Origin of the sequence: Salegentibacter salarius (assembly GCF_900168265.1) — a bacterium.
Classification (GTDB): domain Bacteria; phylum Bacteroidota; class Bacteroidia; order Flavobacteriales; family Flavobacteriaceae; genus Salegentibacter; species Salegentibacter salarius.
This window is the reverse complement of sequence record NZ_FVZF01000030.1, coordinates 38224-48990: the sequence shown is the minus strand read 5'-3', so window position 1 is coordinate 48990 and position 10767 is coordinate 38224. Positions and strand designations below refer to the sequence as shown.

Below are 10767 nucleotides of genomic sequence, written 5' to 3'. Positions count from 1 at the left end.
GCGTCACTTGAGCCATTATCGATTTCATCGGGTGTAATACTTGCTGATCCACTGGCATCAAGCTGTACGGTAATATCTTGCGTAATTGCCTGTGGATTGGTGTTGTCTTCAACGGTAACGGTAGCATTAGCTGAAGAGGTATTTCCGTGAATGTCTGTTACACTTAAGTCAACTGTATTTGCGCCTACGTCGGAACAAGTGAAGGAAGTTTTATTTAGAGATAATTGATCTATTCCGCAGTTGTCATAAGATCCATTATTTATATCAGAAGGTTGAATGGTTGCAATACCATTGTTTAACGAAATGCTAATATTTTGAGTTGATACTACAGGATTTTCAGAATCTGTTATATTGACCAACTGAGTATCCGTAGCGGTATTTCCGGAATCATCGGTAACTGTCCATGTGACTGTAGTCGTTCCCACCGGAAATTCTGCTGGGGCATCATTTGAGGGGCTATTAGTAGTTCCTGAAAATGTTGCGTTTCCAAGATTAATATTTGTTTTTAAAGCAAAACATTCACCAGGCTCGTTAACATCATTGATATCAGCAGGAGCTGTAATCGTAGGCGCTGCTTCTAATAAAAAACCTACAAAAAATGATTTGTCTTTAATTTGCTTTTCGGATATAGGTTTTTCCGGGCCAAAATTGATATTAGCCAAAACAGTGTTTGCGGAAAGTAGGCACAATCCGAAAATAAAAACCGCTAAGAAAAACCGGGGAGTAATTTTACCCATAGGCAACTAATTGCTTTTAGAGGGTAAAATTACATATAAAAAATCTATTTTAACAAGAATTTAATTACAAAATAAAGATTTAAATGTCTAAAAACCAGCTAAAAGGCCTTTTTTTAAATGGAATTTTAACTTTTTGTAAGAAAATTCTTTCTTAGTTCATAATAAACTTCTTGTCCTTATTTCCTTTTTCGGTAATTAGTTTTATGATATAGACACTTGTATGGATAGACCTAATGTTGATAATATATTCTTTTTGAGTAGGGATGTTCGCGTAAGTTTGTATGAGTCTTCCACCTAAATCGAACACAAGCACTTCCGAAATATCAACAAGGTCTGGGTTGTCAATTATCAGTTCCCTGGTATTATGATTATAACCGAAATCTAATGATGTACTAAGTGATGGTTTGTCAGGATTTTCCAGCTGTTCTTTATTTCTGAAAACTATTTCAAACCTATCTTTAATACTTCCAGGTTCTGAAACTGCAGAATATTCACCTGATCTAAGGTCATGAACACTATCGTTTAACTTATCGTTTAAGTAGACTGGTAGAGTTTCCGGATAATTTTCGATACCTCCAATTTTTATTTTAAATTCCCCTTCCTCCTTTATTTTTATACCTAATGGTAAAACCTGATCTGAATTAAAGTTGGAGACTGCCTGAATTACAAATTCATTGTCCTGGATTAACCAGAACATGTCTTCAGGAATATCATCAATTAAAAGGGCATCGTAACCTAAGTCAAAACCATTAGTGGTATAGGCATCAGCAGTTACTAAAATTTGTCTTTGGAAACCAAGCGGGGAGGTGAAATTTAGCCTTATTTTATATCTTGAATCTTCCGTTCTTACCGCTTTCTGGCTTTTAGTTGGATAAATAGGTTTTAAAAATTGTGAGTCATTTGGATTTACCTCGGTAACAAAAGCTCGTTGACCATTATTGAAATTAACAGTGCCTCCATGTATGGTAATACCATTGCCAATTGCTGGATCTAAAACTGTATTGATGAAAAATCCCTGACCAACCGGAACGAATTCTCCCGGTTTTTTAGTTCCTGAGGAACCATCGTTATTAATACGTTCATCTACAGAAGATGCAGATTTTACCGCACCAGCGAGGTTTATAGTTGCATAACCGCCTATATATTTTCTTAAAATATGAGTGTTCTCGGGCCCAAAGTGATCCCAGAAATAGAGTGCTCCGTTAAAAATGTTTTGTGTATTAGTAGCGTTTGGCACTGTATTTTTATCAAGATTATCTAAAATAAATTGTTTTGCTTCAATGGCCGATGGATATGGGTTTCCAATTAAACGGTTTTGATTTGAGCCAATGCTAACCCCAGTTACGGGTCCATTATTTGGTAATCCTTTAAAAACGTAGTTTTGTGGAGTTGAAATCGCCACATCCCCCGAAGTCCCTTTCATTGTAAAGCCGTCGCCAGTATTAAGCTGGCCATTTTCGCCTATCCATTTCCATTCAGCATAAACATTGGCAGTTCCAAAGAATTTAAAAAGCCAGTAAGCACTAATACGTTTGGGACCGGTGTTATAATTATAATTGTCGGCATGGGTATGGTCATAAGCAAAGGAAATATCCTTAGGATTATTGGAATCAGTTCCATCCTTTAAAAGACTTTTTATAGAGCCACCGGTATTGGAGGCTCCTGCACTAACCGGAAAGCTCCAGTAATTATAATTATAGCTGTTCGCTGTTCCCTGTTGATCTCGTTCCAGGTATCCAGAACTGCCGGCATCAACGATACTTCCAATATCCTGTATTAATTGAGATTCCCCGGTGAGGTCTATACTTCCATCTAATTTTAAATAATGACTAATGCTTAAATATTGCCCGGAGTTAGTTTCATTATGAACTCCAGATGGATTAAATATGTCCAATTTTCCCGTTTCTGATTTTAATCCTAGAACAGTAATATTTTTACTTCCTGAATTAATATTGTGGGAGGTTCTAACGATATTCCAATCAATTGGAGCTCCATTTATACCGTTGCTGTTTGGTGCATCCCAAACATCAAAGTGTGTCCAGGTATTATCAGTTCCCCAATTTTGGCCATCTATGCGTGAAGTATAAGGTAGGGGAGCGGTGTTTTCCTGAAAAGTTTCCATATTTACCAATCTGCCAGGGATCGAGCTAGGAGCAAGATCGGGAGTTGTTCCGTTTGCTACTAATGATGGATCCGCAAGTAGTTGGTAGTATCCTGCGAGATTGGTATAGCTTAGCCCGTCCGGAACATCCATTGGTATTTCTACTCCCATTTCTGTTCCGTTGTTAAAAAGTCGCTGGTTCATCATAAATCTAATTTGATCTACTGAAATCGCTGTATTCCAAATTCGCACTTCTTCTATCCAGCCCGAGAAGTGATTCTCAGCCTTTTGTATTTCAGCATTCCATCTGGCACCTATTAGGGTGTTAGTTCCTGTGTTGGTTATATTAAAATTCCCCATATCGATTCCATCAACATATATTTTTCCGCCTGAAACAGCGATATGATACCAGCGGGAATTAGAATTTACCCCTCCTGGTAAATTTTCCATATTGATTTCAAAATTAGGTCCGCTAATAATAGTTCCTGTTGAAGCTTCAGGGCGAATCCAGGCTTCTAAACTATAGTTTCCACTATAAGTTTCGCCCAGGTCTATATAATCATCTATACCATCGAAATCCAGGGCAATACAGCCTTCAAAGACCACATCTAGAGCTTCATAATCGGGTGTACAAGCTTCATTTACTATTAAATTCCCATCCTCATCGGTTTCAGTTGGTTCCAATACCCAGGTGATAGTGTAACTCTCCGGATTTTGGGATTCTGAAGTGAAAAGGGCATTCGGATTGTTTATTGGTTCAACTTCATCCTCAGGGTCAGTATTTGTAAATTCATAATCCTCAGGACCTTCCACCACCCATTTTCCGATGTATCCATCTTTTGTTGGGTAGGAGGTGATTTCGCCCTGAGCTTCACTGTTTACCGTAGCACTCAATTGTGCAGAATAAACACCGCAGCTACCAGTTTGAGCAGCTACGGTTGTAGTATATTGATCAAAAACGAAAACCTTGATTTCTTCGTTATTTATTGCGGTAGCACAAGAGCCACCGGTGTATTCTAATGTGGTGGTAATTATAGAAACATTCCAGCCAATTTCGGTGGGCGTCCATTGCTCTGAATTGTTGGTTCCAATGACAATTGGCGTATCAGGATCTGTGGTATCTTCCCAAAGTACTCCAACATGTTGAGGGCCATCGGGCATAATAATATTATCCAGAGCCCACACATCACCATTTCTTGCTCCGACGAAACTGAATTTTATCCTAAGGTTATTTTGTCCAATATAATCTCCGAGATCAATTTCAATTTTATTTTCTGGTCGGGAAGAAGGTGTGCCGGAGGCAAAATCGTTATAGTTTCCACTTGATGGGTCATCATTATTGCTATATAACGAAGTATAAGTGTTCCCGCCATTCGTTGAAATTAAAACTTCAATGGAGGCTCCATCAGTAAGGTTATAGGCCTGGTCAAAAGTTAGAATTCCGGAATCCATACCATCGAGTGCGAAAACATTGGTTTCCATAGTGGAAGTATTATCCCCGGAAACCAGCGCGAAACCTTTGTTCCCGTCATCCAAACCGTGATCAAATCTTTGCATGGAGGTGTTGTAGGGGGAAGAGAGATTTGCGGTAATAAATTCACGAGGCGTAACCCTTTTCCAAATATTTGGGTTGGTGTTATTAGCGCTGGTTTCAAAATTCTCTACCACTCCATCGGAATTGGTAATCCTCCACCCGTGCTGATCTATAGCAGCATTGTCAAAATCGCCACGGTCGTTTACTCCATCACCAGATTCATAGCCGGTTTCCGCAGTTAAAGTAACTTCGTCTCCCAGGCAAATTAGATCATCACTTACACTTACCGGGGCAGGCTCAATATCTGATGAAATTACACTTAAAATCGCGGTTCTGCTTGTAACAGGTACATTACAAGCGCCATTTGTAACTTCTGCCTGGAAAATAAGGGTTTCATTACTAAGTAAATTTGCTATTACAGAAGAAGGAAGCGTGGCTCCGGTTTCCCCTGGTATAGTTTGAAAAGTACCCTGAGCGGTTCTGTATTTCCATGCGGAAACCTGACCCGTATGATCCGAAAGAACAAGATCTTCCAGAAACTCCGGATCCTGACAAGTTGTGAATAATCGATCAAAACCTTGAAAATTTAATTCTCCGCCGATAGGATACTCATCCACTTGTATAGAAACTGCTTCTGAGATAGCTTCCTCACAAACACCATTTTGCACTACAGCTCTAAAATTAGTAGTGGTAATAATATTTTCGTAGGAATAAACCGTGGAAATTTCTGATTCTTCCTGTGTGATAGTTCCCCAGGTTGCTCCCTCATCTTCAGAGAACTCCCAGCGAATTACTTCTCCATTTATATCAGCAACGGAAACTTTCCCGGAATTGTTTCCAATACAAACACTGGTTTCTCCAGAGATCGTTCCGGCGTTACTGGGTTGGTCTACTTGTATAGTAACCTCAGCTTCAGAAGAGCATTCCCCTGTACCGGTGCCAATAACCTTATAAGTAGTTGTGATTTCCGGGTTTATTTGAATAGAAGCGGTTTCTCCAATTTCTTCCTCCGCCTCGTTATACCAAATAAAACTGTCAGCTCCCTCTGCTGTTAAACTTACCTGTGAGGCTGCGCAAACCAGTGTTTCTGAAGTAGTGATGGTAATTTCAGGTAAATCATAAATTATTACTTCAATAGTCACTTTGTCACTTTCACAGGCCTCGAGACTTTGGGAAACATAGTAGGTATGCGTACCTGCATTTTCAGTATTGGGAGTTGGAGCTGTAGAAAGAAGATTTTCCTCTTCATCATACCAATTTAGATTGGCTTCGCCAACGGCCACGGCTTCAAGAACATTTGCTGTTTCTCCCTCACAGTATTCTATAAGAATAGTAGTTGCCGGTGGTGCTGGTTTTTCCTTTATACTTACAGTAACTGCTATACGTTCACTTTCACAGACATCTGGGGTTTGAGTAACCCAATATACGGTTTCCCCTGGTTCATCTGTATTTGGAACCGGGGTTTCAGAAAAAGCATCATCTCCTGTTTCTGAGGCGTGCCAGGTAAGCTTTTCGCCATTAATCACAGTTAAAGCTGGAACTTCTTCAAACTGGCAGTATTCAAAATTTTCTACTGTTGGTTTTTCCGGAACTTCATTTAAACGTAATTGAAAAGAATTAGTGACTGCAGTAGAACAAGTGAACTCGGAAGGTCCCTGAATTTCCACATAATAATCTCCGTTGTATGCGGTAGTTACATTTATAATCTCCAGAGTACCTTCATACCTTCCATTTTCATCGGCTAGTTCTGAAGTAATCGTAATATTTTCATCAGAATCATCTACTGGGGTATTTCCTTTGTACCAGGTGAAAGTTAAGGGTGCGCCATTTGCGTTCGCGATAAATTTCATACTAACCTCTGAAAATCCGTCGCCACAAATTGGGATTTCAGTGATAGGTTCTTCAATAATAATATCTTCATCTACATTAAGATTAACTGTATCAGAAATCACTTCTGAACAAGATTGAGCTCCTGTAACCACCACGTAATAATCCCCTGCATTGGTAGAAGTAGTATTGCTAAAGCTAAGCGTTGGCGAAGTTGCTCCACTTACAGCATTTCCGTTTTGATACCATTGATAATTGAGATTATCCCCAATTGCGCTAACACTTAATTCGCTTGGCTGAGTAGAGCAAATTCCAACATTAAATGGTTGAGAAGTGATCTGTGGTTTTTTGAAAATTTCTATCGCCAGATTTATAACGACTTCTTCGCAGGAATTTTCAGCAGGAATACTGTAAAATACCGTATGTGGGCCACCGGTACTGGCAGCCGGATTTATGCTTCCATCTACGCTTATGGCAAGACCGTTACTTCCCGAGAATGTTCCGTTTTGATATTCAACGGGAGTATCTACGAAAGTTACCTGTTGATCTTGCTCTACAGAAGTACAGAGGGCTGCATTTTCATAGCTTATAGTTGCATATGGTATTTCGGTTATAGTTGCTGAAGTATTTAGGATTACTGCTTCACATCCTCCCTGTCCCGGAATAGTGTATGCTATGCTGTAAATTCCCGGATTACTTTCGACTGGGTTAATAGCTCCGGTTTCCTCATTAATTGAGAGCCCGGCGGGACTTGCTGTAAATGTTCCATCTTCATAATTGCCTATGGTACTGCTAAAGGTCACTTGCTGTAACTCAGTTTCGGAAGCGCAAATAGGTGTGTTGTAACTTATCTCTGCCGATGGCAATTCTGTGATTGTTACACTTGTTTCAGTTGTCACCGGAGCGCATCCATTTATCTCAGGAGTGGTATAGGTAACCGTATAGGTTCCCGCTGAACTGTTTTCTGGATTTATAGCCCCGGTTGTAGCGTTTATCTCTAAACCTACCTCTGCGGAATAAGTTCCACCCTGAATATTTTCATTTCCGGTAAGTTCCACCTCAAATGCTGTGGTTTGTGAGTTACAGACTTCTGTTGCCGGATATGTAATCGTAGGATTTGGCGCTTCGGTTATTATGATTTCGGTAGTGAAATCATAAGTTCCACAACCAGCGTCTTCTGGAGTAGTGTAAGTTACCTGATAAGTGCCTGGATTACTATCTGATGGATTAATTTCTCCTGTCTCAGGATCTATTTGCAAGTCAGTGCCGGCAGAGAATGTTCCATTTTCATAATTTCCGCTACCATTTAGAGTTACTGCTTTGGTATTCTCCTCTGAAGAACAGAAATAGGTGTCTTCATAGCTTAAACTTACCTCCGGTACTGCAGTTATACTTACATTAGTGGTCAATTCAACACTTTCGCAACCAACTGAAGCGGGAATAATATAGCTTACTATATAATCGCCAGGATTACTATTACCAGGAATAATAACACCTGAAGTTTCATCGATGCTTAAACCTGAAGGTGCTGCCGTGAAGCTGCCATTCGCTGTTGCGCCAAGAGTATTTTCAAGAGTTACTTGTTTAGTCTCAGTGTCATCCTCACAAAACGCCGTTTGGGCATATACGAGATCTGCTGAAGGGACTGGATTGACGATAACCTCGTGGGTTCCTGAAAGTGATTTTTCACATAATGGTTCTTCCAGGTATTGTGAACTTATTAATTCGAAAGTAGTAGAAGAAGCTAAATTACCAGTATTTATAATGGCTTCTCCATTTTCATCCAGATCTATAGATTTGGAGGCGCCGTTTTCAGTATAAGAGATTCGTGTTTCCGGTGTTCCCTGGATGTTGATTTGTGTCACTGAATTTTCACAAATATCTTGGTTCTCGGTTAAAAAAGTGGCTGTAGGGTCTTCACGAAAAAATATAGTCATTTCGTCTTGCCCGGCACTACAAGCGCCACCCGGTTTTTCAGTGGTGAGGTAAAAGGTTACTTGTCCATTGCTTATATCTGCGGCAGTCGGGGTGTAAGTAAATTCAAAATCGTCTACTTTTCCATTTGGTGTGGTAATTTGAGTGCCCGACGAAGTCACAAGGCTTTCAATTTTTAATTTGGCATTATTGGAGCCAAAAGCTACATAGGCAATACTCGTAACAGGATTGCTGAGACTACATAAAATCATATCTTCTCCAAGATCGGCTATTACATAATTGTCAATCGCTATTCCTCCAATTGTTTGAGTTTCACTTTTCCCGCAAATGTTTACAGCTTGTACCGAAACACTCTCGTTGGCACTATAATTAGAATTTGCGGTAATATTTACATTGATATTAGTGGTTCCTGCGCCACTTACAATATTCCATCCATTAGGTAAACTCCATAAATATTCTTCGGTATTTTGAACTTCATCAATCCAGAACTCAACATTCGTAAGTGGAGGGCAAATTGCAGTACTGGGTAAATTAGAAGATATGGCTAAAGGTTTTGCGGGGACAGCGGTAACAGAATTTATGGTTTTAGAAATCGCTACGCTCTCTCCACAATCGTTTTTCGCAAAAACTTCAATATTTCCAGAAGTTCCCGAGGCACTTACCTCAATATTGTTGGTGTTTTCTCCTGATGTGATTACCCAGCCCGAAGGTAATGACCATTCATAGGAAGTGGCATGATTAATAAGTGGAATACTATACTCTAGTTGTGTATCACTAGAGCAAACCTCGGCTGGACCAGTAATTTCTGTGGTTCCAATTTCAGGGGCTGGTGCCTCTATGCTAACCGCTAAAGTACTTGTCGACCCTTGTCCACAAGAATTACTGGTCACTACACTTATATTTCCATTTTCTCCGTAGTTGCCAGCATTTACTACAATGCTATTTCCGGTTTCAGAGCCTGTAATTTCCCATCCTGTTGGGATACTCCAGATATACTCCTCAGCTTCAACCAGTCCCGGAACAGAAAATTCTATTTGATCTCCCGGGCAAATCACTTCATTGGGGTTACTGTAAGTAATACTTATTGCGCCCGCATCAGTGGGAGCGCCATTCTGCATCTCTATAGATAAGCTTTGAGATGTACTGGCGCCACATGAATTTCTTGCTGACACTGTGATGTTACCACTTCCCGAAGTGCCGGTTTGAATACTAACCTGTGGGATTGTAGTAATTTGCTCCTGAATTCCCCAGGAAGAAGGGAAGGCCCATATGTATTCTTCCGTATTACTTACGGCATTTATTGAATAGGTTTCATTCGTGCCTGGGCAGACTTCGGTCGCTCCTGTTATGGTTCCGGGCACTTCGGGAGTGCCAGGTTCTACATTTACAGCCAAACTGGTGCTAGCACTTTCGCCACAAGAATTTAGGGCTTTTACTGTAATTTGCCCATTTCCTGAATTTCCTGTGAGAATAGTTTTTTCTGGAGTGCTCGTTGTTATAATATTTCCATTACCCCATCCTGAAGGGAACGTCCATTCGTAGGTTTCGGCATTTGCTATGGAAGTTATACTGTAGGTTTCTTCTTCCCCTGGACAAACCGATTCGTTGCCTGAAATACTCCCTGGTTGGGCAGGAGCTCCGGGTTGTACATTTACGTTAATACTTTGTTCGCTATTGCCACACTCACCTATTGCAATCACTTTTATAGCGCCACTGTTGGTTCCGGCAGTAAGTGTTATGGAGGAGGTGTTGCTGGAACCGCTCCAGCCAGCAGGTAATTCCCATTGATAAGAAATAGCGTTATTTACCGGGTTAATACTGTAAGTTTCGGAAATCCCCGGACAAACAAAAGTTGCTCCATTGATTCCAGAAGGTATATCTGGAGCTGCTGGTTTTTCGGAAATAGTAATTTGATTACTCGAAAAATCATCGGTACAGGGATTACTTGAAGTAACAAAAAGCTGAACCTGATCTCCTGTATCAAGTGGGGTAGTTAGAGTTGAGCTACTTCCCACACTAGTGTTATTAACTCTCCAATCATACACGGGACTGTTACCGGCTTCAGAAATACTTGCAATGCTGAAATTTATATTTTCACCTGGACATACCGGGTTTTCATCGGCCTGAATTACCACGCTTCCCTGACGAATGCGGTTCACCGTCATTTTAATAGGTTGAGAAGTAATTTCGCAGGTTGTATCGTCATCTGAGGTTATAATAAGCCTTACCTCATCATTATTCTGAAGTGTGGAGGTGCTAAAGTTTGTCTGACTAGTTCCAACATCGGTTCCATTTATTTGCCATTGGTAAATTAAGCCACTACCTCCAGTAATTGATGAGTTGAAAGTAACCTGGGTGTTTTCACAAATGGTTCTACCTTCAGCTGCACTTATGCTAACCGAGGTAGGACAGGCCTGGGAATATCCATTTTCAGAAATTATAACAATAGAGAATACCAGGAATAAATAATAAAGTAATTTTCTTCCCATAATTGTAATGTTTTAGAGCAATAATGATTACGTAGGGATAACAGTGTATAAAAGTCTATGAGGGATAACCTTCTGGGGCGGAGACAATTAACGATTAAAATTACGAATTTTAATACCGTTGTAGGTTTTAATTCGGTGAAGGGA

At 40.2% G+C, this 10767-nt stretch carries 2 protein-coding genes; both read right to left on the bottom strand.

What is annotated here, in order from left to right:
* On the bottom strand, positions 1–737 hold a 737-nt coding region (locus tag B5440_RS14220; RefSeq protein ID WP_143533317.1), incomplete at its 3' end, for an HYR domain-containing protein.
* A gap of 151 nt (positions 738–888) precedes the next feature.
* The gene (locus tag B5440_RS14215; RefSeq protein WP_070054641.1) at positions 889–10623 is read right to left on the bottom strand and encodes a LamG-like jellyroll fold domain-containing protein; all 9735 of its coding nucleotides are present in this window, start codon (positions 10621–10623) and stop codon (positions 889–891) included.
* Between the last annotated feature and the right edge of the window lie 144 nt (positions 10624–10767).

Coding starts and splice junctions, on each gene's coding strand:
- B5440_RS14215 (WP_070054641.1), bottom strand. CDS start 10,623: ATGGGAAGAAAATTACTTTATTATTTATTCCTGGTATTCTCTATTGTT.